This is a genomic window from Lentzea californiensis (assembly GCF_024648825.1).
Classification (GTDB): domain Bacteria; phylum Actinomycetota; class Actinomycetes; order Mycobacteriales; family Pseudonocardiaceae; genus Lentzea; species Lentzea californiensis.
In genome coordinates, this window is record NZ_JANBBE010000002.1 from 26,822 (window position 1) to 50,990 (window position 24,169).

Below are 24,169 nucleotides of genomic sequence, written 5' to 3' on the forward strand. Positions count from 1 at the left end.
CGGCGCAACCCGCGTCCCGCCAGTTCCCACGCAGTGGGCGCCCAACCCTCCGTTCACCCCCACGTCGAGGCCGGATTCGTCCCATACCGCAGGACGCGAACAGTGACCTGAGCCACCCGCTCGAAAGCTTCGCGAGTGCCCCTGTCTATGCTCGTTAACAGTCCGGACACATTGCGGTGCTCCGGTCGGCGCGGGCCAGCCGCCCCCGACCACGCCCGCGCCCCACGATCCGACCCTTCCTGGGAGCGATGTCCGTGAGCAACACGAGCCGACCTGTTGTCCTCATCGCCGAGAAGCTCGCGCCGTCCGTTCTGGACGCTCTCGGTGACGGCGTCGAAGTGCGCCACGTAGACGGCACCGACCGAGAAGCCCTCCTGAGCGCTGTCGCCGACGCGGACGCCCTGCTCGTGCGCTCCGCCACCCAGGTGAACGCCGAGGTCTTCGCGGCCACGCGCAAGCTGAAGGTCGTGGCCCGCGCGGGTGTGGGCCTGGACAACGTCGAGGTGCCGGCCGCCACGCAGAACGGCGTGATGGTCGTCAACGCGCCGACGTCCAACATCGTCAGTGCCGCCGAGCACGCCGTCGCGCTGCTGCTGAGCGTCGCGCGTCAGATCCCGGCCGCGCACGAGACGCTGCAGAACCACGAGTGGAAGCGCTCCAAGTTCAACGGCGTCGAGCTCAACGGCAAGACGGTCGGCGTGGTCGGCCTCGGCAAGATCGGCCAGCTGTTCGCGCAGCGCATCGCCGCGTTCGGTGTCGAGCTCATCGCCTACGACCCGTACGTGTCCGCGGCGCGCGCCGCCCAGCTCGGCATCGAGCTCGTCACCCTCGAAGAGCTGCTCGAGCGTGCCGACGCGATCTCCATCCACCTGCCGAAGACGCCGGAGACCAAGGGTCTCATCGGCGCGGAGCAGCTGGCGAAGGCCAAGCGCGGCGTCATCATCGTCAACGCGGCCCGCGGTGGCCTCATCGACGAGGAGGCCCTCGCCGAGGCCGTCAAGGAAGGCCAGGTCGGCGGCGCCGGCATCGACGTCTTCTCCACCGAGCCCACGACCGAGAGCCCGCTGTTCAACGTCCCGGGCATCGTCGTCACCCCGCACCTCGGCGCGTCCACGGCCGAGGCGCAGGACCGCGCGGGCACCGACGTCGCGAAGAGCACCATCCTCGCGCTCGCCGGCGAGTTCGTGCCGGACGCCGTCAACGTCCAGGGCGGTGCGGTCGGCGAAGAGGTCCGCCCGTACCTGCCGTTGGTGCAGAAGCTCGGCACCGTCCTCAGTGCACTGTCGCCCAAGGCCCCGACCAGCGTCACCGTCGAGGTCCGCGGCGAACTGTCCAATGAGGACGTCGCGATCCTGCCGCTCGCCGCGCTGCGCGGGGTGTTCTCCAAGGTCGTCGAGTCGCAGGTGACGTTCGTGAACGCGCCGAGCCTCGCCGCCGACCTGGGCGTGAGCGTCGAGCTCGTCAAGGAGACCGAGAGCCCGAACCACCGCAGCCTCGTCACGGTGAAGTCCGTGCACGCGGACGGCAGCACCTTCAGCGTCTCCGGCACCGTCAGCGGCATCGCGCAGGTCGAGAAGCTGGTGAACATCAACGGCCGCAACTTCGACCTGAGGGCCGAAGGCACCGTGCTGCTCCTGGAGTACCCGGACCGTCCGGGCGTCATGGGCACGGTCGGCACGCTGCTTGGCGAGGCCGGCGTGAACATCGAGGCCGCGCAGATCAGCCAGACCGGCGACGACGCGGTCATGGTGCTGCGCGTGGACCGCCCGGTCGACACCCAGGTGCTCGACCCGATCGGTGCCGCCGTCGGCGCGCGCACCGTTCGTTCCGTCGACTTCGGATAGTCACGACAAACCGGGAAGGGGACGGCAAAGTCCCCTTCCCGTGTCCATCGTCGTTCACAACGAAGTCGTAACAGGCAACTATCCGTAGACCACATTCATACTTTCGGGGCAGTCGCAGAGACACGATCAGCGATTAGCGTCCCCACGAGGTTGACCCGGTGCCGTAGAGGGCACGGCACTGTTTCTTCGGGTCGAAGGCACACACCTCGGTTGGGGCAATGTAGTGAAGAGACGATCGAGTCTGGTGGTGTTCTCTGCCATCACCAGTTTGCTGATCGCACCCGCCACGGCACAGGCGCAGGGCGAACCGCTCGCGCAGCCGGTGAAGAGTGCGCAAGGGTTGGACGCGAAAGCGTTGCACCTCAAGGTTTCTCCCAGGCTCAACGCCACCGGCGCGGTCACCGCGTTCGTCGCGCTGGACCGCAAGCCGGCCGTCGACGCGTTCGACGAGAAGAAGAGCCAGGGCAAGGAAGTCGCGAAGCAGGCCGCCAAGCAGGCCAAGAGCGACGTGTCCGCCACCGCGGACCAGGTCGTCGGCCAGCTCAAGAGCGCTGACACGCGGACCTTGGAGCTCTACCGCACCTCCAACGGCGTCCCCGGCGTCGTCGTGAAGGCCGACGCGCAGAAGGTCCGCGAACTCGCGCAACGCGCGGACGTCCTCGCGGTCTACCCGGTCGTGCCGAAGAAGCGCCAGAACTCGAACGCCGTCCAGCTCACCAGGACGCTCAACGTCTGGCAGCAGTACGGCAAGCTCGGCGACGACATCCGCGTCGGCATCATCGACACCGGTGTCGACTACACGCACGCGAACTTCGGCGGGCCCGGCACGGTCGAGGCGTTCAAGGCCGTCGACCCGCGCGTGAAGGACCCGAACTTCCCGACCGCGAAGGTCGTCGGCGGTTACGACTTCGTCGGTGAGGACTACGACGGGGAGAGCACCGACCCGGCGATCAACACGCCGAAGCCGGACCCGAACCCCCTCGACTGCAACGGTCACGGCTCGCACGTCGCGGGCACGACGGCCGGCTTCGGCGAGAACGCCGACGGCAGCACGTTCAAGGGTGACTACACCTTGCTCGACGCGGCGAAGCTGAACGACATGAAGATCGGCCCCGGCACCGCGCCGAAGGCCCAGATCTTCGCGCTGAAGGTCTTCGGCTGCGAGGGCTCGACCAACGTCACCTCGCAGGCGCTCGACTGGTCGCTCGACCCCGACGGCGACGGCGACTTCTCCGACCACCTCGACGTGGTCAACCTGTCGCTCGGCTCCGACTACGGCGCCCCGGACGACCCCGACAGCCTCTTCGTGAAGAAGCTGTACAAGGCCGGCGTCATGCCGGTCTTCTCCGCGGGCAACGGCGGCGACCTCTACGACGTCGGCGGTTCTCCGGGCAACACGCCCGAGGCGCTGACCGTCGCCTCCACGCGCGACTCGTATGTGCTGCGCGACGGCGCCGAGGTGAAGGGCCAGGGCCTCAAGCCCGGTCAGTACAGCCAGAACTTCGCCGGCTACCTCGGCTACGACAAGGAACTGCCGGTCGTGAAGCTGACCCAGGCCGGCAACCTCGACGGCTGCCAGCCGATCACGGACGCGGTCGCGGGCAAGTTCGTCTGGCTGGAGTGGGACGACAACGACGCGACGCGCCGCTGCGGTTCCGGTGCCCGTGCCAACAACGTGCAGGCGGCGGGCGGCCTGGGTGTGCTGCTGTCGTCCACTTTGGAGAACTTCGCGGCCGGCATCGCGGGCAACGCGGCCATCCCGATGTTCCAGTTCACCGGCTCGGCCACCAACGCGGTGCGCCCGGCCCTGAACGCGGGCACGCTGGTCGTCCGCCTCGCGGGTGCCCTGCGCACCTCGACGGCGACGTACGACCAGTCCATTTCGGACACCCCGAGCGCGTTCACCAGCCGCGGCACCCGCGGCCAGTCCATCAAGCCGGACGTCGCGGCCCCCGGTGACACGATCTCGTCGGCCGCCGTCGGTTCCGGCGACGACCGCATGGTCATCTCCGGCACGTCGATGGCGTCCCCGCACGTCGCCGGCATCGCCGCCCTGGTCCGCCAGGCGCACCCGGACTGGACGCTCGAGGAGGTCAAGGCCTCGATCATGAACACCGCCGGTGCGGACGTGAAGGAGAACGGCAAGACCTTCGCCCCCAACCGGGTCGGCACCGGCCGCGTGGACGGCAAGTCCGCGATCGACAACCAGGTCCTCGCCTACGTCGAGGATGACAACGGTTACGTCAGCGCGAACTTCGGCGTCGTCGAGGTCGCCAAGGCCGTCTCGAAGTCCAAGACCATCAAGCTCGTCAACAAGTCGACGAAGCCCGTCGAGTACCAGGTCGGCTACACCGCGGCCACGACGATCCCCGGCGTGAGCTACGTGCTCTCGCAGGACAAGGTGAAGCTGAGCCCGCGCGGCGTCGCGAAGGTCAAGGTCACCCTGAAGATCGACGACCCCAAGGCGCTGCGCAAGACGGTCGACTCAACGGTCGAGGCCAACCAGCTCGACACGCCGCGCCAGTTCCTCGCGGACGCCTCCGGCCGCGTGACCTTCACGCCGGTCTCCGGCGCCACGGTGCCGCTGCGCCTGTCGGTCTACTCGGCGCCGAAGCCGGTCGCGGACGTCAAGACCCAGTCCAGCCTCAAGTTCCGCGGCAACGACAAGCAGGCCGTGCTGAACGTGTCCGGCAAGGGCATCGACCAGGGCACCGGCTCGCAGGCCTACCGCTCGCTGATCAGCGTCCTCGAGCTGCAGGCCCAGTCGCCGAAGCTGCGTGACTGCAAGCGCAACGTCACCGAGAACTGCGCGCTCAACGAGACCGCCAAGGGCGGCGACCTCCGCTACGTCGGCGCGGCGTCCACGGCCCCGCTGGCCAAGGCGCAGGGCAAGCCCGAGGAGGCGCTGCTCGCGTTCGGTGTCGCGACCTGGGGCAACTGGTACAACCTGGGCAAGAACACCGTCCCGTTCGTCGACATCGACACCAACGGTGACGGCACGGCGGACTTCGAGGTGTTCGCGACCCGCCTGACCGACACCGACCTGCTGGTCGCGTCCACCGTGGACCTGAAGACGGGCGAGACCGTCGACATCCAGGGCGTGAACGGCCTGTTCGGCGACGTCGACGCGAACGTCCAGGACACCAACGTCGTCGTCCTGCCGGTGCTGCTGAGCGCACTGGGCATCGACGCGTCGAAGGACACGGCCCGCATCTCGTACGTCGTGGGCACCGGCGGCTACTACCCGGCGCCGGGCAACGCGAACAAGCTGATCGACGTGATCGACCGCAACCTGTCCTTCGACCCGCTCAAGCCCGGTCTGTGGGCACAGGGCGGCGGCGACGCGGCGCTCTCGTACCTCGCGAAGCCGGGCACCGCGCTCGTCGTCAACAAGAACGAGGCCTCGCTGAAGGCCGACAAGTCCGACGGCCTGCTGGTGCTCAACCACCACAACGCCAACAGCGACCGCGCGTCGGTCGTCCTGGTGAAGTCGGGCGGACGCGGCGCCTACTAGCCGCTAGATCGGATGTTTCACGGGAGGCCCGGTTCTTCGTTTGGAACCGGGCCTCCCGGCTCGTCACGGCCCGGAACTGCCTGCCGTCACCCCTTGACGCGACCCCGTTCCTGCGGTCGAGTGACACTCGAAAGTTGGATATGGGCCGTGTGGGTGTCCCGCAGTACGGGAGATAACACCCCGATGGGGTGTCCGGCATGCGGCGAGCACCCGCGATGCCGGTAGCCTTTCGCGAAGGAAAGTAGTCCCACCAATTGGGGACTGACACCTGGGAGGTGTGTGGATGCGGCTCGCAGTGATCCCAGGAGACGGGATCGGGCCCGAGGTCATCGCTGAGGCCCTGAAGGTCCTCAACGAGGTCGTTCCGGCGGCCGAGATCACTCGCTACGACCTCGGCGCGGCGCGCTGGCACGCCACGGGAGAGTTGTTGCCCGAGTCGGTGCTGGGGGAGCTTCGCCAGCACGACGCGATCCTGCTCGGCGCGGTCGGCGACCCGTCGGTGCCGAGCGGAATTCTGGAGCGGGGCCTGCTTCTGAGGCTGCGCTTCGAACTCGACCACCACGTGAACCTCCGCCCGGCTCGTCTCTACCCCGGTGTCCGCAGCCCGCTCGCGGACCCGCCGGAGATCGACATGGTGGTGGTGCGCGAGGGCACCGAGGGCCCGTACGCGGGCAACGGCGGCCTGCTCCGCAAGGACACGCCGCACGAGATCGCCACCGAGGTCTCGATCAACACCTCGTTCGGCGTCGAGCGCGTGGTCCGGGACGCCTTCGCGCGTGCGTCGAACCGTCCGCGCCGGCACCTGACCTTGGTGCACAAGACGAACGTCCTCACGCACGCCGGCTCGTTGTGGTCGCGCGTCGTCGAGGAGGTGTCGCTGCAGCACCCGGACGTCACCGTGGCTTACCAGCACGTGGACGCGGCGACCATTCACATGGTCACCGACCCGGCCCGCTACGACGTGATCGTCACCGACAACCTGTTCGGCGACATCCTGACCGACCTCGCCGCCGCCGTCACGGGTGGCATCGGCCTGGCCGCGTCGGGGAACATGGACGCGACTCGTCGCAACCCGTCGATGTTCGAGCCGGTCCACGGTTCGGCACCGGACATCGCGGGCCAGGGCATCGCCGACCCGACGGCCGCCGTGCTGTCGGTCGCGCTGCTGCTCGACCACCTCGGCGAGCGCGAGTCGGCACGCAGGATCGAGGCCTCCGTGGCGTTCGACCTCGCCACGCGTGACCACCAGTCGCCGGGCCAGACCTACGCGATCGGTGACAGGCTCGCGGCTCTCGTGTCGTCGAACGTGCGCACGGGCTGATCACTCTCGCTTGGCCGCACGCGGGGACCTTTCGTACTGCATGTCGGTACGAAAGGTCCCCGCGTGCGTTTCAGAGCTGGCCGTGGGCCTCACGCCACGCGCGCTCCTTCTGGATCCACTCGTTGTCCTGCGGGAACTCGTCGATGGACGGCACCCGGCGGATCTCGGTCTTGAACCCGGGGCCCGTCATCGGCAGGCGCTTGGCCCACTCGACCGCCTCTTCCTTCGAGGAGACGTTGAGCAGGTAGAAGCCGTTGAACAGCTCCTTGGTCTCGCCGTACGGGCCGTCCGTGACGACCGGGGGTTCGGCGGAGTAGTCGACGACGATGCCTTCGGACGCCTCGGAAAGGCCCTCCGCGGCCAGCAGGACACCGGCGCGGATCAGCTCCTCGTTGAACGCGCCGATCGTCTCCAGCATCTTGTCGAAGTCGAGCTCGCCCATGTTCGCGTAGCCCTCGTCGGTGGCGCGCATGATCAACATGTACTTCACGGTGTGTCTCCCTGCTCGGTGTCTTCCTCGCTGACGTCCACAGGTCGAACAGGCGCGGGCTGGATCGACATCACACCCCCAGAATTTCCGAACTTCCTGTTTTCGCAGGTAGGGTCACCTCAGTCGTGCGTGGGGGAAGTCCGGTCGAAGTCCGGCGCTGACCCGCAACGGTAGGCCTCCTCGTGAGGACGAGCCCGAACACCCGCACACGGCCGGCCTGTGTTTCCGATTCCGCCGTGGACTGCGGGAAGGACCAAGTGATCTCCAAGATCGGCGCGCTCGTCGGCGTGCTCGTCGTCAGCATCGTGGCGGGCGTCGCGCTCGGCCCCGTCTCCGTTCCGTTCGGCGTCACCGCCGACCTGCTCTGGGAGGCGTTCACCGGCGGCACGATCCCGGCGGGTCTCGCCGGGCAGTACCACATCGTCTGGGACATCCGCCTTCCCCGCGTCCTGCTGGCCGCCGTCGTGGGCGCGGGCCTGAGCACCGTCGGTGTGGCGATCCAGGCGATGGTCCGCAACGCGCTGGCGGACCCGTACGTGCTCGGCATCTCTTCGGGTGCGAGCGTGGGCGCGACGGCCGTGGCGACGCTCGGGGTGCTCTCCGGTCTCGGCGTCTACGCGCTGTCCGTGGGGGCGTTCCTGACCGGCCTCGGCGCCACCGCACTGGTCTACATCACCGCGCGCACGAGCCGAGGGCTCACACCGTTGCGGCTGGTGCTGACCGGAACCGCGCTGGCGTACGGGTTCTCCGCCGTGGCGATGCTGCTGGTGTTCCAGGCGCCGCGTGGTGAGGCGGCGCGGGCCGCCATGTTCTGGTTGCTCGGCAGCCTCGGCGGCGCGAACTGGCAGTCGCTGCCCGTCGCCGCCGTGATGACCGCGGCGGGCATCGTCTACCTGGCGACCAAGGCGCGGCAGCTCAACGCGATGGCGATGGGCGACGAGACCGCGACCACGCTCGGCGTGGCCGTGAACCGGTTCCGCACGCACCTGTTCATCGTCACCGCGGCCATGACCGGCGTGCTGGTGGCGGTCAGCGGCGCCGTCGGGTTCGTCGGGCTGATGCTGCCGCACCTGACGCGCATGGTCGTGGGCGCCGACCACCGCAAGGTGCTCGCCCTCGCACCGCTGGCCGGGGCCTCGTTCCTGGTGTGGGTCGACGTGGCCGCGCGGATGCTCGCGGCGCCGGAGGAACTGCCGCTCGGCGTCATCACCGCCGCGCTCGGCGTGCCGTGCTTCATCTTCCTGATGCGCCGCAGGTCCTACGTCTTCGGAGGCAGCTGATGCGGGTCGAGCTCACCGGCGTCACCGTCCGGAACATCGTCTCCGACATCACGTTGCACGCCTCGGCCGAGGTCGTCGGCATCGTCGGCCCCAACGGCAGTGGCAAGTCCACGACGTTGCGCTGCGTGTACCGGGCGCTGAAGCCGGACGCGGGCACCGTCGTGCTCGACGGTGAGAACGTCCACAAGCGACACTTCGTTGCCCGCCACCTCGCCGCTCTGACCCAGGAGTCGCAGGTCGAGTTCGACTTCACGGTCGCCGAGGTCGTGGAGATGGGCCGCCTGCCGCACGACCGCGATCCGGTCCGTGACGCGCGGGTGGTGTCCGACGCGCTGGCCACGGTGGACGTGTCGCACCTCGCCTCGCGCAGCTTCCTCAGCCTCTCCGGCGGCGAGCGCCAGCGCGTGCTCATCGCCCGCGCGATCGCCCAGGAACCGCACGTGCTCGTGCTGGACGAGCCGACGAACCACCTCGACATCCGCCACCAGCTGGACGTACTCGGGCTCGCGCGCGGACTGGGCATCACCGTGCTCACCGTCCTGCACGACCTGAACCTCGCCGCGTCCTACTGCGACCGCCTGTACGTCCTGGACGAGGGCCGCGTGGTCGCGTCCGGCACACCGGCCGAAGTCCTGGTCCCCGAGCTGATAGCCAAGGTTTTCCACGTCACCGCGCACGTGGTCGCTCACCCCACAACGGGAGTGCCACAGCTCCTGTTCGACCAGGAGGTCACCCCTTGAGAACCGTTGTCCTAGCCGCTGTGCTGCTGGTTTCCGGCTGCGGCGCCACGGTCGCCCAGGAACCCTCCGCGTCCGACCCGGTGACGATCACGAACTGCGGCCAGCAGGTCACGTTCGACGAGATTCCGTCCAAAGTGGTCACCAACGACACCGGCATCACGGAGTTGATGTTCGCGCTGGGGCTGAAGGACCGGATGGCGGGCTACATCGTCTCCGGCGTGGACACCGTCGACGTGCGCACCTCGCCCTGGAAGGCCGACTTCGAGAGCGTGAAGCACCTGTCCGATCTCGTCTCCAAGGAGGTCGTGCAGGGCGCGAACGCGGACCTGGTCTTCGCCGGCTGGAACTACGGGTTCAGCGAGAGCACCGGCTTCACCCCGGACGCGTTGAAGACCCTGGGGATCGGGACCTACCAGCTGACCGAGGCGTGCCGCAACGGCGTCGGGAAGCAGCGGGGGATCATGCCCGCGCTGGACGCGCTGTACACGGACCTGCGCAACCTCGGGAAGATCTTCCGCGTCGAGGCCAAGGCCGAGGAACTGGTGAGGACCTACCAGGAGCAGATCGCCGACGCCGGCCGCTTGATGGCCGGGAAGCCGCGGCCGAAGGTGTTCCTCTACGACAGCGGGCAGGACCAGCCGTTCACGTCCGGGAAGAACGCGGCGCCGCAGGACATCATCGCCAAGGCCGGCGGGGACAACATCTTCGGGGACCTGAACGACAGCTGGACGACGGTCAACTGGGAGACCGTGGTGCAGCGTGATCCCGAGGTCGTGCTCATCGTGGATTACGCGGACGGGGAGGCGAACACCCCCGAGCAGAAGCAGGCTTTCCTGGAGGGGTTCGCGCCGCTGGCCAACTCGCCTGCCGTGAAGGGGAAGCGGTTCTTCTCGTTGCCTTATGCGGCGTTGGTGGAGTCGCCTCGCAACGCGGCTTCGATCGAGGCGTTCGCGAGGTTCCTGGCTGGGAGCTGACTCGCGGGCCGGGGTGCGAGCGGGCCGTGCAGGTGGTCGGCTCGCGCCCTGTCACAGGCGTGAACCCGTGACCAGATAGTGGGAGATTTCCTCCCGTCGCTTGGTACGCCGCGCTGAGCTGTGGCAGCATCCGGGACATGGTTCAGCACATCGCCATCATTATTGACGAGCGCGTCGGGTAGTTGCCGCCCCTGGCACCCGACGCGCAGACCTCTCGCATCCCGCGGGGGGTCTTTTTGTTTGCCCGGATGAGGAGATGACCCCGATGGCCGGCCCGACCGACGCATTCCACGTCTACGACACGACGTTGCGCGATGGCGCACAACGTGAGGGCATTTCGTACTCCGTCACGGACAAGCTCGCGGTCGCGCGGCTGCTGGACGGGCTCGGCGTCGGGTTCATCGAGGGCGGCTGGCCCGGCGCCATGCCGAAGGACACGGAGTTCTTCGCTCGTGCGGCGGCCGGTGACCTGGAGTTGAAGCACGCCAAGCTGGTCGCGTTCGGGGCGACGCGCAAGGCCGGGGTCAAGGTCGAGGAAGACCCGCAGGTCAAGGCGTTGCTCGACTCGCAGGCGCCGGTGGTGACGCTGGTGGCCAAGTCGGACCTCAGGCACATCGAGCGCGCGCTGCGCACGGACGCCGCGGAGAACCTGAAGATGGTGCGCGACACCGTCCGGTTCTTGAAAGATCACGGAAGGCGCGTCTTCCTCGACGCCGAGCACTTCTTCGACGGGTACGCGTTCTCGCCGGACACGAGCCTGCGCGTGCTCGAGTCCGCTGTGGAGGGTGGCGCGGACGTCGTCGTGCTGTGCGACACGAACGGCGGGCAGTTGCCGCTGGAGCTCGCGGAGACGGTCGCGGAGGTCGTCGCGAAGACCGGTTTCCGAGTAGGAATCCACTGCCAGGACGACACGTCCTGCGCGGTGGCGAACACCCTCGCGGCCGTTCAGGCGGGCGCGACGCACGTTCAGTGCACCGCCAATGGTTATGGCGAGCGAGCAGGCAATGCGGACCTGTTCGCCGTCGTGGGAAACCTCGTGACCAAACTCGGCATGGAGGTGCTCCCGATCGGAGCACTGGCCGAGCTCACCCGTGTCTCCCATGCGTTGGCCGAGATCGCGAACATCGCACCCGACACCCACCAGGCTTATGTCGGGTCGTCAGCATTCGCCCACAAGGCGGGTCTGCACGCGAGCGCGATCAAGGTGGATCCGGAGCTGTACAACCACATCGATCCGGACACCGTCGGCAACGACATGCGGGTGCTGGTCACCGAGATGGCCGGTCGGGCGAGCATCGAACTCAAGGGACGTGAGTTCGGGCTCGACCTGGCCGGCCGGGGGACCGAGGTCGGCAGCGCGTTGAAGCGCGTGAAGGACCTGGAGGCGAAGGGCTGGTCGTTCGAGGCCGCCGACGCGTCGATGGAACTCCTGCTGCGCTCCGAGCTGTCCGAACTGGACACTCCTCCTCCGTTCACGCTGGAGTCCTACCGGGTCGTGCTCGACCACCGGTCGGACGGCGAGATCGTGTCCGAGGCCACGGTCAAGGTGCACGTGGCGGAGGAGCGCGTCATCGCCACCGCCGAGGGCATCGGGCCCGTGCACGCCCTGGACGCGGCGCTGCGCAAGGCGTTGCTGCCGCACCTGTCCTGGTTGGACACCGTGGAGCTGGCCGACTACAAGGTGCGCATCCTCACCGAGCATCCCGGTACGGATGCCGTGACGCGCGTACTGGTGGAGTCGACCGACGGCGAGCGGGAGTGGACGACGGTGGGTGTGCACGGGAACATCGTCGAGGCCTCCTGGCTGGCGTTGTGTGACGCGCTGGTGCACAAGTCCATGAGAAGCGGCTGACCTCGTAAACTGACTGTGTGCGCATCGCCCGAATTGCTCATCCTGCTGGCGTGGCCTTCGTCGCCGTTCAAGGCGACGAGGCCGCGGAAATCGCCGAACACCCCTTCGGCACGCCCACGTTCACCGGCCGGAAGTGGCCGTTGGCGGACGTGAGGCTGCTCGCACCCATCCTGCCCACCAAGATCATTGGTGTGGGCCGGAACTACGCCGACCACGCGAAGGAACTCGGCAACGAGGTGCCCGCGGAGCCGTTGCTGTTCTTCAAGCCCAACACGTCGGTGGTCGGCCCGAACGTCGAGATCAAGCTCCCGGCCGTGTCCGAGCGCGTCGACTTCGAGGGCGAGCTGGCCGTCATCATCGGCCAGCCGTGCCGCGACGTGCCCAAGGCCAAGGCCGCCGGTGTGATCATGGGTTACACGATCGCCAACGACGTCACGGCGCGCGACCTGCAGAAGAAGGACGTGCAGTTCACGCGTGCCAAGGGTTTTGACACGTTCTGCCCGTTGGGTCCGTTCATCGAGACCGACTTCGACCCGTCCGACGTCCGAGTCGTCACCGAAGTTGACGGGGAAGTCAAACAAGACGGCCGTACTTCGTTGATGGTGCACGACATTCCGTCACTCGTGGAGTACGTGTCCGGCATCATGACGCTGCTGCCGGGCGACCTGATCCTGACCGGCACGCCGGCCGGTGTCGGGCCGATGAGGGCCGGACAGACGGTCTCCGTGACTGTGGACGGCCTTGGCACGCTCACCAATCCGGTCGCAAATAGGTAGCCGTACGGAGCAATCCGGCGTCCGGCAGGTTACGCATCCGGGTACCCGCGAGTAACTTCCCGGTGTCATGACGGACCTGGCGTCCACCCGTGTGTTGCTGGTCGACGGATCGCAGCTCATCACCGAAGGGCTGCGGCTCTCACTGCACCGCACGCACTGCTTCCGCGTTGTGGGCATCGCCCACACCGTGGCCGAGGCTGCGCGCAGCCTGCGCGGCACCCTGGTGGACCTGGTCGTCACGGACTTCGACGTGCCGGGCGCCGGACCGCTGCGCACCGTGCGGGACACGGCGCAGTACCGGCCGGGCGCCCGCGTGGTCGTGTTGTCCAATGCGGACAGTCCGAGCTGGGCCCGCGCGGCGCTCGACGCCGGCGCGGTGGCCTACCTGCTGAAGACCTCGCCCGTGGCCGAGCTGTTGCCGCTGATCGCGGCCGCGGTGCGGGGTGCTCCGGCCACGATCGACGCGCGGGTGGGGTCGCTCGTGCGCCTGCCCGCGCGGATGCCGCCTCCCGCGTCGCTCGGCCGGCTGTCGGCGCGGGAGTTCGACGTGCTGGCCGAGATGGCGAAGGGCATGGACAACGCCCGCATCGCCCAGCGGCTCTTCATCAGCAACGACACCGTGAAGACCCACGTGAAGGCGATCCTGCGCAAGCTGGGCGCCCGTGACCGCGCCCACGCCGTGGCGATGGTGCTCGGCGAGAGCTCCGAGGCGTTCGTCACGACCTGACGATGGTCTGCGGGTCCCTCCTGGCGAAATCGGGCGCGTGCTCGGGGCGCGGGCCGATCGCGACCACGTAGGCCGGAACCGCCTGGAGGAACGGCAGCTTCTGCACGATCTTGAGCGGCAACGGCATGCCCGCGCTGGAGACCGTCTCGGTGCTGTTGAGCTTGCGGCCGAGGAACAGCCGGTGGATCACCCGCTGCATGGTCTGGATCACCACGGTCGGGAAGAGCCTGCGCCCGCGCACCTTCGCGAGCGTCGCGTTCGTGACCCGGCCCTCCTTCAACGGCTTGGCGAGCAGGGTCGCCGCCGCCACCGCGTCCTGCACGGCCAGGTTGATGCCGACGCCGCCGACCGGTGACATCGCGTGCGCCGCGTCACCGATGCACAGCAGCCCGTCGACGTGCCACTGGCGCAACCTGTCCAGCTTCACGTCCAGCAGCTTCACCTCGTCGAGGTCGGTGATGTGGCCGACCCGGTCCGCGAGCCACGGGACGAGCGTGACGACGCGTTCGCGGAACTTCTCGATTCCCTGGGCACGCACCGCCTGGTCCGTCCCCTTGCGGATCAGGAAGGCGCACTGGAAGTAGTCGCCGCGTGGAATGAGGACGAGCGCGCTGCCGGCGCTGAACCTGCCGGCGCCGCCCTTGACGGCGTCGCTTTCGTTGCGAGGCAAGCGGAACCACCACACGTCCATCGGCGCGCCGAAGCTGTAGACCGGGAGTTCCACGGCCGCGCGCAGGATCGAGCTCCGCCCGTCGGCCGCGACGACGAGGTCGGCGGCGTACTCGCCCTCGTGCCCGTCGACGCGATCCCGGTACTTCACGCCCGTGACCTTGTTGCCGCTCCTGGTGATCTCGGTGACCTCGGTGTTCATCCGCAGCGTGAACGTCGGCTCGAGCCTGCCCGCGTCCGCCAGCAGGTCCAGGAAGTCCCACTGCGGCACCATCGCGATGCGCTTGTTCGGGCCGGGCAGCCGCGACAGGTCGGCGATCGTGGCCTTGACACCGCCGTCGAGCAGCGCCTCGATCTTGTCGACGTCCTGGTGCGGCACCTGCGCGAACGCCGGACCGAGCCCCAGTTCGTCCAGCAGCGTGAGCGTCGACGCGTGCACCGTGTCGCCGCGGAAGTCGCGCAGGAAGTCACCGTGCTTCTCGAGCACCGTGACCTCGACGCCACCGCGGGCCAGGAGCAGTCCCAGCACCATTCCGGCAGGTCCGCCGCCGACGACGAGACAGGTCGTCCTCTCCATGTCGATCCCCTCTTTTCAACCGGTGTTGAATAAACTCAGCATGCTCGTGATCGCGATGCGCGTCAAGCGGGTACCGAGTGGCGTGGCTCTCGTTCGGGTCCGTCTAATGTGGACGGTCTGGTGGGCCAGGCCTCGAAAAGGTTGCGACAGGTGCGAAATGTCGTTGTGCGAGCTAGAGTGCCGCGCTCGCCGCGCCGTCGCCCGCGCCGGAGATCATCACGCCGCCGAACAACACTCGACCGGCCGATTGCATTCGGCGCTCGGAGGAGTGTCACTGGTTCGTTCGGGGCCTCAAGGTCCGCTTGATCGTGCAAGGACCTAGAGGAATCACCTCGTTAGCCGAATCGGACGAGGGCCCCTCGCACCTAACCTTCCGGAGTGACAACTGCGTCCCCGACTTTCACGCGTAAGAGAACCGGCGAGATCCGCGCTGTGTGCCTGGACGTCGACGACACACTTGTCGACTACAGCGCTTCTTCGCGAGCCGCGTTGGCCTCGATGGTCGGTAACGCCGACGCTTGGTCGTTGTGGCAGAGGATCACCGACGACCACGTCTCCCGCCAGCTCGCCGGCGAGCTCCAGTACGAGCAGATGCGCAACATCCGCACGCAGGCCTTCTTCGCCGCGCTCGGCGAGGAGCTGTCGCTGGAGGAAGCGACCCGCCGCGAACTCGGCCGCCAGGAGGTCCTCTCCGCCGGCTGGTGCCTGTTCCCGGACGCGATCCCGATGCTCGACTGGCTGCGCGCGACAGGCCTCCCGATCGCCGCGATCAGCAACGCGTCGGGTCGCCACCAGCGCGTGAAGATCGCCCAGCTCGGCCTCGCCGAGTACTTCGACGCCGTCCTGATCGCCGGCGAGGTGGGCTGCGCCAAGCCGGACCGCGTGATCTTCCACACCGCGTGCCTGGCCCTGGGCGTCCCGCCCGGCGACACCGTTCACGTGGGAGACCGGCTGCACGCCGACGCCATCGGCGCACGGGACGCCGGAATGCACGGAGTGTGGATCAACCGCATCGGCCCCACCGGCGGCTCACTGCCCGCGGGCCTGTCGTCCATCACGACGCTCGCGGAACTGCCCGAGCTCCTCGTGTGCGAGCTCTCCACCGCCAGCGCCTGAGTTCACCTTCGAGACCGGCCCCCACCTGCGCGGATGCGTTCAGGTGGGGGCCGATTTCACTTCTGCCGGGGGCGTGGTCTAGTATTTCTCTCGGCAGCAACGAGGACCTCGGAACTCCCGCGGGGCAACGAAGTCGATCGTGAAAGCCAATGGGGTATGGTGTAATTGGCAGCACGACTGATTCTGGTTCAGTTAGTCTAGGTTCGAGTCCTGGTACCCCAGCTGCGAAGGAAGAACTACCCTCGGGTACGCTTCCGGAGCTGCTGAAAATGTAAGACCTAAAGCAAGACCCAGCAGTAAAAAGAACTGAATAGCCGGATTTGGACCGGACAGAGTGATCTGATAAGGTTCAACCAGCAAGAAGTTCTAGGGCCCCGTCGTCTAGCGGCCTAGGACGCCGCCCTCTCAAGGCGGTAGCGAGGGTTCGAATCCCTTCGGGGCTACAGAGGTGTCAGAGGCCTGTCTGCGGAGTGCGCAGACAGGCCTCTTTCGTCTGTGTCCTCTGGGGGCCGAGCCCCCAGACCCCCAGCCGGCGGGCTCCGCCCCCGGACCCCCGGCGTGAGTGTGTCCAGTGCCTTGCGGTGTGCGCTTCGCTTCGCTTGCGAATGGGTGCCCCCCTCGCTTCGCATCGGGCGGGCCGGGCGGGTTGGGGCTATTCGGGGTTCCTTTGTTGCGTACCTCACCAATGGGCTTGAGTTCGTAATCTTTGGTTTGTTGTTGCCATTTGGGCTCGTTGCGTGGGTCACGGGCTTCGGTGCGGTTGTGTTGGGCCGTTTGGGCTTGTGTCTGTTGAGATGGGCTTGCGGCGTGTCGTTTGGGGTGGGCGGCGTGTCGTGGGGTGAAGTGCGCACAGGCCGCCCTCCTGGTGGAGGACGGCCTGTGTTGGGCGTTGGTGCTTTAGAGGCGGCTTTGCAGGGCCTCTGCTGCTGCCAGTAGGTCTGCTGCCCAGCGGGCCCCTGGGCGGCGGCCCATGCGGTCGATCGGGCCTGAGACTGAGACTGCTGCCACTACGGCGCCTGCGGAGTCCCTTACCGGGGCTGAGACTGAGGCCACGCCTGGTTCTCGTTCTGCCACGCTTTGGGCCCAGCCTCGGCGGCGGACTTCCAGGAGGGTGCGTTCGCCGTAGACGGCGTCGGCCAGGACCGCGCGTTGGGTGCCTGGGTCCGACCAGGCCGCCAGGACCTTGGCGCCTGAGCCCGCTGTCATCGGGAGCCTCGAGCCGATCGGGACTGTGTCTCGCAGGCCCGAAGGGGGTTCTGCTGACGAGACGCAGACTCGCTGCATGCCGTCGCGGCGGTAGAGCTGCACGCTTTCGCCCGTGATGTCGCGCAGGCGCGGCAGGACGGAGGAGGCGGCGTCCAGCAACGGGTCCGTCGCGCCGCCCGCCAGTTCGGCCAGAGCCGCGCCTGGACGCCAGCGGCCGTCGGAGCCCCGGCGCAGCAACCGGTGCACTTCCAGGCCTACGGCCAGGCGGTGTGCGGTCGCTCGCGGGAGGCCGGTGCGGTTGCACAACTCGGCCAGGCCACAAGGATCTTTTGCTACGGCGTTCAACACGGCCACTGCCTTGTCCAGCACGCCGATCCCGCTATGCTGTCCCACAAGCCGATACTAACTTCCCAGACAGTGAGAAGTCCAGATCTGTCGGCGCGTCCATGATGTGGGAGATGTCGCGATGAGCCGCACGCTCGCGGAGAAGGTGTGGGAGGCACACGTTGTGCGCCACGGAAGTGGCGCGGAGCCGGACCTGCTCTACATCGACCTCCACCTGCTGCACGAAGTCACCAGCCCCCAGGCGTTCGACGGGCTCCGCCTTGCCAACCGCAAGCTGCGCAGGGCCGATCTCACGATCGCCACCGAGGATCACAACGTTCCGACCGTCGACATCGACAAGCCCATCGCGGATCTCGTGTCGCGCACGCAGGTTGAGACGCTTCGGCGCAACTGCGCGGAGTTCGGCGTGCGGCTGCACCCGATGGGGGACTTCGAGCAGGGCATCGTCCACGTGGTCGGCCCGCAGCTCGGCCTCACGCAGCCGGGCATGACGGTGGTGTGCGGCGACAGCCACACGAGCACCCACGGTGCGTTCGGCGCGCTCGCGTTCGGCATCGGCACGTCCGAGGTGGAGCACGTGATGGCGACGCAGACGTTGCCGCTGCGCCCGTTCAAGACGATGGCCATCAACGTCAACGGCGCACTCGGCGAGGGCGTCACGGCGAAGGACATCATCCTCGCCGTCATCGCGAAGATCGGAACCGGTGGCGGGCAGGGCTATGTGCTCGAGTACCGCGGCGACGCCATCGAGGCGCTGTCGATGGAAGCGCGCATGACGGTCTGCAACATGTCGATCGAGGCGGGCGCCCGCGCCGGCATGATCGCACCGGACGACACGACTTTCGACTACATCGAGGGACGTCCGCACGCACCGTCCGGCGCGGACTGGGACGCGGCCGTCGAATACTGGAAGACGCTGCGCACCGACGACGACGCGACTTTCGACGCGGAAGTGCACATCGACGCGACGGAGCTCACCCCGTTCGTCACGTGGGGCACGAACCCCGGCCAGGGCCTGCCCCTGAGCGCGAACATCCCCGACCCCGAGAAGATCGCGGACGAGAACGAGCGCGTGGCCGCCGAGAAGGCGCTGACGTACATGGGCCTCGAGGCCGGCACGCCACTGCGCGACATCCGCGTGGACACGGTGTTCCTCGGCTCCTGCACCAACGGGCGCATCGAGGACCTGCGCGCCGCGGCGGACGTCATCAAGGGGAAGCACGTCGCTTCAGGAGTACGGATGCTGGTCGTCCCCGGTTCGATGCGGGTGCGCAAGCAGGCGGAGGACGAGGGCCTGGACAAGGTGTTCCTCGACGCTGGCGCCGAGTGGCGGCAGGCCGGCTGCTCGATGTGCCTTGGCATGAACCCGGATCAGCTCGCGCCCGGCGAGCGCAGCGCGTCGACCTCGAACCGCAACTTCGAGGGCAGGCAGGGCAAGGGCGGCCGGACGCACCTCGTGTCCCCGCTCGTCGCCGCCGCCACGGCCGTGCGCGGCACCCTGTCGGCCCCCGCAGACCTGGAGAACTGACCATGGATGCCTTCACCACCCACACGGGCGTCGGTGTGCCGCTGCGCAGGTCCAACGTGGACACCGACCAGATCATCCCGGCCGTCTACCTCAAGCGCGTGACCCGCACCGGGTTCGAGGACGGGCTCTTCGCCGCCTGGCGCGGGGACGAGCACTTCATCCTCAACCAGGAGCCCTTCAAGGCGGGCAGCGTCCTCGTTGCGGGCCCTGACTTCGGCACCGGGTCCTCTCGTGAACACGCCGTCTGGGCGTTGATGGACTACGGCTTCCGCGTCGTCGTCTCGTCCCGGTTCGCGGACATCTTCCGGGGCAACTCCGGCAAGCAGGGGCTCGTGGCGGCGCAGTGCAGCCAGTCCGATGTCGAGCTGCTGTGGAAGGTGCTGGAGTCCGAACCCGGCACGCCGGTCACCGTGGACCTCACCGACAAGACCGTTCGCGCCAAGGACTTGGTAGCCCCGTTCGAGATCGACGACTACACCCGCTGGCGCCTTCTCGAGGGCCTCGACGACATCGCTTTGACGTTGCGCCACGAGCCCGAGATCAGCGCATTCGAGGGCAATCGCCAGACTTGGTTGCCCACAACGGATCCGCTTCCGGCGGTCTGAGAGGGGGCCGGATTCTCCCCTTGAGAGGGGCGAATCCGGCGCCTCCTGTCCCTCGAAGGGGCGCAATTAGCCACGCCACAACGAAAAATCTGGCGTGGCGATTGGTATTTCTCGCGTTTTGGGCCTACCGTTGCGTTCTAGTCGGCCCGCTCTCTTAGGGCCGTGAGCGTCCTGGGAGGGACTGACGGTGAATAAGGCCCAGCTCATCGAGGCGCTCGCCGAGCGCCTTGGAGACAAGAAGACCGCCGGTGCTGCTGTTGACGGCCTCGTGGACGTGATCGTCCGCAGCGTCAACAAGGGCGAGAAGGTCAACATCACGGGCTTCGGCGTCTTCGAGAAGCGCGCCCGTGCGGCTCGCACCGCGCGCAACCCGCGCACGGGCGAGACCGTGAAGGTCAAGAAGACCAACGTGCCCGCGTTCCGCCCCGGCTCGACGTTCAAGGACGTCATCAGCGGTGCGAAGAAGCTGCCGAAGGCCGTTGCTGCCAAGGCCGCCGCGAAGCCCGCCGCCGCTGCTGCCGCGAAGCCCGCGGCTACCAAGGCTCCGGCGACCAAGGCCGCGACGACCCGCGCGACGACCACGACGACGCGCACCCGCACGGCCGCGGCCGCCACCAAGGCGCCCGCGACCCGTCGCACCACCACGGCCGCGGCGAAGCCCGCTGCTGCTGCCAAGGCGCCCGCGAAGGCGACCGCCACGAAGGCCGCCGCCACCAAGACGGCCGCTGCCAAGGCTCCGGCCAAGCGCGCCACGGCCGCTGCCAAGCCGGCTGCTGCCAAGACGACCGCCGCTGCCAAGCCCGCCGCGAAGACCGCGGCTGCGAAGCCGGCTGCTCGCAAGACGGCTGCCAAGAAGAAGTGAGACGGGCCTCCTGAGGGAGGCTGCGTCACTTCAGCACTTCAGCAACAACGCGGAAGGCCCCGGCGTGCGCACGCCGGGGCCTTCCGCGTTTGCGGGATTCGCTTGCGTCAGCGCCATACGCAGGCGGGAAAGCGTTATTTCTATTGGGGGTCCAGGCGATCTTTGCCCCCGCACCGGACCCGCGAGTTCGCGTCGGTCGTCCAGTCGCCTCTTCGGGTCAACCGCCGCAGGCGATCGGGCCGAAGCGGCGGCTGGACGACCGACTTCCCGGCGAACTCGCCGCCGTCTGCGGAGCAGCGGCCAAAATCATGGTCGTGCCAGCGCGGAGGGCAGGTAGTGCGCCGACACCAGGGTTGGCCAGCGCGAAGGCGAGTCCGAAGTGGACCAGGTGCCGAACGGCCTGGTGAAGGCCAGCACCCACGTGCTGCCCTTCTTGCAGGGGATCTCCTCGAGCCGCAGCCCGCCCATTTCGGCCAGCGACTGCACGACGGACGGAATCACGCCTCCCTGCGAGGAGAGGACGGCACGGCCCTCCAGAGCGGCGACCTCCAGCAGCCGCACGAGGCCGGCGTCCGGGTCGGGCCAGTAGCCCTCCTCCGACAGGCGCACCTCCTCGGCGATCTCCACGTCCAGGTCCTCGGCCACGCCTCGCACGGTGTCCACGCAACGCACCCTGGGCGCCGTGTGGACGCGCACCGGTGCCCACAGGGGCAACATGGCGCGCAGCGCCGCTGCCTGGCGCCAGCCCGCGTCTGAGAGCGGGCGGAGGTCGTCGTCACCGTTCCACTCCGACCGCTTACCGGCCTTCGCGTGCCGCACCAGCAGAACGACCAGCAGGTCCGCGGGCAGGCGGGCGAACTCGGCCAGCACCTCGCGGTCCGGTTCATAAGTCAGCAGTTCGGACGCCTGGGCGATCGGCAGCCACCGCAGCAGATCGACCTCTTCATTGGGGACGAACGAACCGGAAACGGCCTGAGCGGAGTAGTAGTCGACCGTCTTCGGTACGCCTTTCACCGAATACGACACCTGCCGGAGATGGCGGCCGAGGACACAGGAGAAGCCCGTCTCCTCCTCTATCTCGCGCACCGCGCAGGCCGGAATCGTCTCTCCGTGGTCGAGTTTGCCTTTCGGCAGGGACCAGTCGTCATAACGCTGGCGGTGCACCACCGCGACTTCGACGTCACCGTCGGCATCGCGCCAGAGCACCGCCCCAGCAGCTTTGATCACCCAAGAGCTCCGTGCCTGTGCAGCAGTTCCATCTGGTGGTCCCGCACGGACGAGCCGTCCGAAGGCGAGGCCTCCCATTCTCCGTCAGAGCGCAGGACCCAGCAGCGCGTGTGCGGGTCGAGCGCGGACTCGAACATGTCGCCCAGCTGCTTGGTCAGGCGCGGGTCGGCCACGCGCAGGGCCACCTCGACGCGGCGGTCCAGGTTGCGGTGCATCATGTCCGCGCTGCCGATCCAGTACTCGTCGCAGGCGACGAAGTGGAAGACGCGCGAGTGCTCCAGGAACCGGCCCAGGATCGACCGCACCCGGATGTTCTCCGACAGCCCCTTGACGCCCGGCTTCAGGCCGCAGATGCCGCGCACGACCACGTCGACGGGCACACCCGCCTGAGAAGCCCGGTACAGCGCGTCGATGACCTGCTCGTCCACGAGCGAGTTCACCTTGATGCGCACGCCGGAGGGCTCGCCGGCCTGCGCGCGCTCGATCTCGGAGTTGATCCGGTCGACGATTCCCTTGCGGACGCCGTAGGGCGCGACGAGCAGCGCGCGGTACTCGTCCTGGCGCGCATAGCCGGTCAGCACGTTGAAGAGGTCGGTGAGGTCCGCGCCGATCGTCGGCTCGGCCGTCAGGATGCCCACGTCCTCGTACAACCGCGCGGTCTTCGGGTTGTAGTTGCCGGTGCCGATGTGGCAGTAGCGGCGGATCGTCGAGCCCTCCTGGCGCACCACGAGCGACGTCTTGCAGTGCGTCTTCAGGCCCACCAGGCCGTAGACGACGTGCACGCCCGCCTTCTCCAGCGCCCGCGCCCACTTGATGTTCGCCTGCTCGTCGAAGCGCGCCTTCAGCTCCACCAGCGCCACGACCTGCTTGCCCGCCTCGGCCGCGTCGATCAGCGCGTCCACGATGGGCGAGTCACCGGAGGTGCGGTACAGCGTCTGCTTGATGGCGAGCACGTGCGGGTCGGCCGCGGCCTGCTCGATGAAGCGCTGCACGGACGTGGAGAACGAGTCGTACGGGTGGTGCACGAGCACGTCGCCCTCGCGCAGCGTCGCGAAAACGCTCTTCGGCGTCTCGCGCTCACCGAACGCCGGGTGCGTCGCCGGCACGAACGCAGGGTCCTTCAACGTCTTGCGGTCGATGCCGTAGAGCTGCCACAGGCACGACAGGTCGAGCAGGCCGGGCACGGTCACGACGTCGTGCGGGTCGACCTCCATCTCCCGCAACAACAGTTCGAGCATGTGCTCGGTCATGTCGTCGGCGACCTCCAGGCGCACCGGCGGACCGAACCGGCGCCGTGCGAGCTCGCGTTCCAGCGCCTGCAACAGGTCCTCGTCGCGGTCCTCCTCGACCTCGAGGTCCGCGTTGCGCGTCACCCGGAACGCGTGGCACTCGATGACCTCCATGCCGGCGAACAGCTCGCCCAGGTGCGCGGCGATGAGTTCCTCCAGCGGCAGGAACGTCGCGGAAGTGGAGGACCGGTCCCCTTCCACCCGCACGAGGCGCGGCACGTTGTCCGGCACCTTCACACGGGCGAACCGCTCGCCGCCGCCCTCGGGATCGCGCACGGTCACGGCGAGGTTCAGCGACAGCCCGGAGATGTAGGGGAACGGGTGCGCCGGGTCGACCGCGAGCGGCGTCAGGACCGGGAACACCTGCTCGCTGAAGTAGTTGGAGAGCCTCAGCCGGTCGTAGTCCGTGAGGTCGCCCCACGTCACGATGCTGATCCGGTGCTCTTCCAGGCCCGGCCGGATGTGGTCGAGGAACGTGCGGGCGTGCTGCTCCACGAGTTCCTGGGTGCGCTTGGAGATCGACACGAGCTGCTCTTGCGGCGTGAGCCCGTCCGCGCTGCGCACCGACAGACCGGTCTCCGCGCGCCGCTTCAGGCCCGCGACCCGGACCATGTAGAACTCGTCCAGGTTCGAGGCGAAGATCGCGAGGAACTTCGCGCGCTCCAGCAGCGGCTGCGAGGAGTCCTCGGCCAGTGCGAGCACGCGGGCGTTGAAGTCCAACCAGGACAGTTCACGGTTGAAGTACCGGTCGTCCGGGAGGTCGGTCGGTATCGCGCTGGACGTCACCGCGGGCGGTGCGGAAGGCACGCCGCGCAACGGGGCGGCGGCCGTGGGACCGCGTTCGACCTTCGCCCGGGTCGTCGAAACTCGCCGGGTCGCCGCGCGGGGCTGCTGCTTGCGCGGGGTCGCCGCTTCCGCTTTGGCGCCGCGGCGTCGGGAGGGTGTCGCCTTACCGTCGTTGTCGTCCTTGCTCACGTCACGCATTGTGGCGCACTATCGCCGTGAGCGCCCCTAACCAGGGCATCCGTCTGATGAACTCCTCGTCACAGAACAGGCATGCGAAGAGCGGTAACGACTCCGCCGGGGCTACGTTCGAGGGTCACCCGTTGCCCCGGACGCAGCATCCGCCAGCCACCCGCCGTGACGGCTTCGGCACTCACGTCGACTAGAACGCCGTCATCACGCAGAACGACGGCAGAGCCGTCACTGTTAAAAGTAGACACGGTC

18 protein-coding genes, 2 tRNA genes and 1 riboswitch are annotated in these 24,169 nt (G+C 68.1%); of the genes, 15 read left to right on the forward strand and 5 right to left on the reverse strand.

All coding sequences use genetic code 11. The annotated features are described in order from the left end of the window. The first annotated feature begins 248 nt into the window (after nt 1-248). From serA to LX88_RS10980, 3 genes are all read left to right on the forward strand, one after another. Nucleotides 249-1,844 carry a phosphoglycerate dehydrogenase gene (serA, locus tag LX88_RS10970; RefSeq protein WP_307790110.1) on the forward strand — a complete coding sequence of 532 codons (1,596 nt, stop codon included), beginning with the start codon at nt 249-251 and terminating at the stop codon, nt 1,842-1,844. A gap of 241 nt (nt 1,845-2,085) precedes the next feature. Further along, nucleotides 2,086-5,358, forward strand: a complete 3,273-nt coding sequence (locus LX88_RS10975) for a S8 family serine peptidase (protein ID WP_307790143.1) — start codon at nt 2,086-2,088, stop codon at nt 5,356-5,358. Between the two features lie 283 nt (nt 5,359-5,641). Then, nucleotides 5,642-6,679 (forward strand): 3-isopropylmalate dehydrogenase, encoded by a 1,038-nt coding sequence (locus LX88_RS10980; RefSeq protein ID WP_258947694.1) that lies wholly within the window; start codon nt 5,642-5,644, stop codon nt 6,677-6,679. Nucleotides 6,680-6,749: 70 nt separating this feature from the next. Here the strand turns inward: LX88_RS10980 and LX88_RS10985 are convergent, their stop codons facing one another. After that, entirely contained in the window at nt 6,750-7,169 is a 420-nt protein-coding gene (locus LX88_RS10985; protein ID WP_258947695.1) for a YciI family protein, read from the reverse strand. A gap of 94 nt (nt 7,170-7,263) precedes the next feature. Continuing rightward, a riboswitch (cobalamin riboswitch) is annotated at nt 7,264-7,392 on the forward strand. A gap of 34 nt (nt 7,393-7,426) precedes the next feature. Here LX88_RS10985 and LX88_RS10990 point away from each other — a divergent pair. From LX88_RS10990 to LX88_RS11015, 6 genes are all read left to right on the forward strand, one after another. Next, nucleotides 7,427-8,449 carry a FecCD family ABC transporter permease gene (locus LX88_RS10990; protein WP_258947696.1) on the forward strand — a complete coding sequence of 341 codons (1,023 nt, stop codon included), beginning with the start codon at nt 7,427-7,429 and terminating at the stop codon, nt 8,447-8,449. Continuing rightward, the gene (locus LX88_RS10995) at nt 8,449-9,189 is read left to right on the forward strand and encodes an ABC transporter ATP-binding protein (RefSeq protein ID WP_258947697.1); all 741 of its coding nucleotides are present in this window, start codon (nt 8,449-8,451) and stop codon (nt 9,187-9,189) included. The genes LX88_RS10990 and LX88_RS10995 overlap by 1 nt, the downstream gene beginning before the upstream one ends. Further along, the gene (locus tag LX88_RS11000; RefSeq protein ID WP_258947698.1) at nt 9,186-10,163 is read left to right on the forward strand and encodes an ABC transporter substrate-binding protein; all 978 of its coding nucleotides are present in this window, start codon (nt 9,186-9,188) and stop codon (nt 10,161-10,163) included. The genes LX88_RS10995 and LX88_RS11000 overlap by 4 nt, the downstream gene beginning before the upstream one ends. Before the next feature lie 265 nt (nt 10,164-10,428). Further along, nucleotides 10,429-12,015 (forward strand): citramalate synthase, encoded by a 1,587-nt coding sequence (gene cimA, locus LX88_RS11005; RefSeq protein WP_258947699.1) that lies wholly within the window; start codon nt 10,429-10,431, stop codon nt 12,013-12,015. 17 nt (nt 12,016-12,032) lie between these two features. Continuing rightward, on the forward strand, nt 12,033-12,791 hold the full coding sequence (locus LX88_RS11010) for a fumarylacetoacetate hydrolase family protein (protein ID WP_090066473.1): 759 nt from the start codon (nt 12,033-12,035) through the stop codon (nt 12,789-12,791). Between the two features lie 67 nt (nt 12,792-12,858). Further along, nucleotides 12,859-13,518, forward strand: a complete 660-nt coding sequence (locus LX88_RS11015; RefSeq protein WP_051770822.1) for a response regulator transcription factor — start codon at nt 12,859-12,861, stop codon at nt 13,516-13,518. Here the strand turns inward: LX88_RS11015 and LX88_RS11020 are convergent. Then, nucleotides 13,508-14,764: an FAD-dependent oxidoreductase gene (locus LX88_RS11020; RefSeq protein ID WP_258947700.1), complete on the reverse strand. Its 1,257-nt coding sequence runs from the start codon at nt 14,762-14,764 to the stop codon at nt 13,508-13,510. The two genes, LX88_RS11015 and LX88_RS11020, sit on opposite strands and share 11 nt — an antisense overlap. Nucleotides 14,765-15,142: 378 nt before the next feature. Here LX88_RS11020 and LX88_RS11025 point away from each other — a divergent pair, with 378 nt between their 5' ends. From LX88_RS11025 to LX88_RS11035, 3 genes are all read left to right on the forward strand, one after another. Beyond that, on the forward strand, nt 15,143-15,880 hold the full coding sequence (locus tag LX88_RS11025; RefSeq protein WP_258947701.1) for an HAD family hydrolase: 738 nt from the start codon (nt 15,143-15,145) through the stop codon (nt 15,878-15,880). A 150-nt stretch (nt 15,881-16,030) separates the two neighbouring features. After that, nucleotides 16,031-16,102, forward strand: a tRNA-Gln gene (locus LX88_RS11030). Nucleotides 16,103-16,250: 148 nt separating this feature from the next. Continuing rightward, nucleotides 16,251-16,323, forward strand: a tRNA-Glu gene (locus LX88_RS11035). 454 nt (nt 16,324-16,777) lie between these two features. Here the strand turns inward: LX88_RS11035 and LX88_RS11040 are convergent. After that, nucleotides 16,778-17,479: an IclR family transcriptional regulator gene (locus LX88_RS11040; protein ID WP_170176156.1), complete on the reverse strand. Its 702-nt coding sequence runs from the start codon at nt 17,477-17,479 to the stop codon at nt 16,778-16,780. 73 nt (nt 17,480-17,552) lie between these two features. Between LX88_RS11040 and leuC the strand changes: the two genes are divergently transcribed. The 3 genes from leuC (at nt 17,553) to LX88_RS11055 (ending at nt 20,426) form a co-directional block, all read left to right on the forward strand. Further along, on the forward strand, nt 17,553-18,959 hold the full coding sequence (gene leuC, locus LX88_RS11045; protein ID WP_258947702.1) for a 3-isopropylmalate dehydratase large subunit: 1,407 nt from the start codon (nt 17,553-17,555) through the stop codon (nt 18,957-18,959). Between the two features lie 2 nt (nt 18,960-18,961). Further along, the gene (leuD, locus tag LX88_RS11050; protein WP_030479748.1) at nt 18,962-19,564 is read left to right on the forward strand and encodes a 3-isopropylmalate dehydratase small subunit; all 603 of its coding nucleotides are present in this window, start codon (nt 18,962-18,964) and stop codon (nt 19,562-19,564) included. A 187-nt stretch (nt 19,565-19,751) separates the two neighbouring features. After that, a complete protein-coding gene (locus tag LX88_RS11055) occupies nt 19,752-20,426 on the forward strand; it encodes an HU family DNA-binding protein (RefSeq protein ID WP_258947703.1) in 675 nt (224 codons plus the stop codon). A 306-nt stretch (nt 20,427-20,732) separates the two neighbouring features. Here the strand turns inward: LX88_RS11055 and LX88_RS11060 are convergent, their stop codons facing one another. Further along, the gene (locus LX88_RS11060) at nt 20,733-21,650 is read right to left on the reverse strand and encodes an NUDIX hydrolase (RefSeq protein WP_258948223.1); all 918 of its coding nucleotides are present in this window, start codon (nt 21,648-21,650) and stop codon (nt 20,733-20,735) included. Continuing rightward, nucleotides 21,650-23,926: an RNA degradosome polyphosphate kinase gene (locus LX88_RS11065; RefSeq protein ID WP_258947704.1), complete on the reverse strand. Its 2,277-nt coding sequence runs from the start codon at nt 23,924-23,926 to the stop codon at nt 21,650-21,652. The genes LX88_RS11060 and LX88_RS11065 overlap by 1 nt, the downstream gene beginning before the upstream one ends. Between the last annotated feature and the right edge of the window lie 243 nt (nt 23,927-24,169).

What these genes read in the sequence shown, in the direction of transcription:
- LX88_RS11015 (WP_051770822.1), top strand. Translation starts at nt 12,859, where the DNA reads ATGACGGACCTGGCGTCCACCCGTGTGTTGCTGGTCGACGGATCGCAG.
- serA (WP_307790110.1), top strand. Translation starts at nt 249, where the DNA reads ATGTCCGTGAGCAACACGAGCCGACCTGTTGTCCTCATCGCCGAGAAG.
- LX88_RS11020 (WP_258947700.1), bottom strand. Translation starts at nt 14,764, where the DNA reads ATGGAGAGGACGACCTGTCTCGTCGTCGGCGGCGGACCTGCCGGAATG.
- cimA (WP_258947699.1), top strand. Translation starts at nt 10,429, where the DNA reads ATGGCCGGCCCGACCGACGCATTCCACGTCTACGACACGACGTTGCGC.
- leuD (WP_030479748.1), top strand. Translation starts at nt 18,962, where the DNA reads ATGGATGCCTTCACCACCCACACGGGCGTCGGTGTGCCGCTGCGCAGG.
- LX88_RS10995 (WP_258947697.1), top strand. Translation starts at nt 8,449, where the DNA reads ATGCGGGTCGAGCTCACCGGCGTCACCGTCCGGAACATCGTCTCCGAC.
- LX88_RS11065 (WP_258947704.1), bottom strand. Translation starts at nt 23,926, where the DNA reads ATGCGTGACGTGAGCAAGGACGACAACGACGGTAAGGCGACACCCTCC.
- leuC (WP_258947702.1), top strand. Translation starts at nt 17,553, where the DNA reads ATGAGCCGCACGCTCGCGGAGAAGGTGTGGGAGGCACACGTTGTGCGC.
- LX88_RS10980 (WP_258947694.1), top strand. Translation starts at nt 5,642, where the DNA reads ATGCGGCTCGCAGTGATCCCAGGAGACGGGATCGGGCCCGAGGTCATC.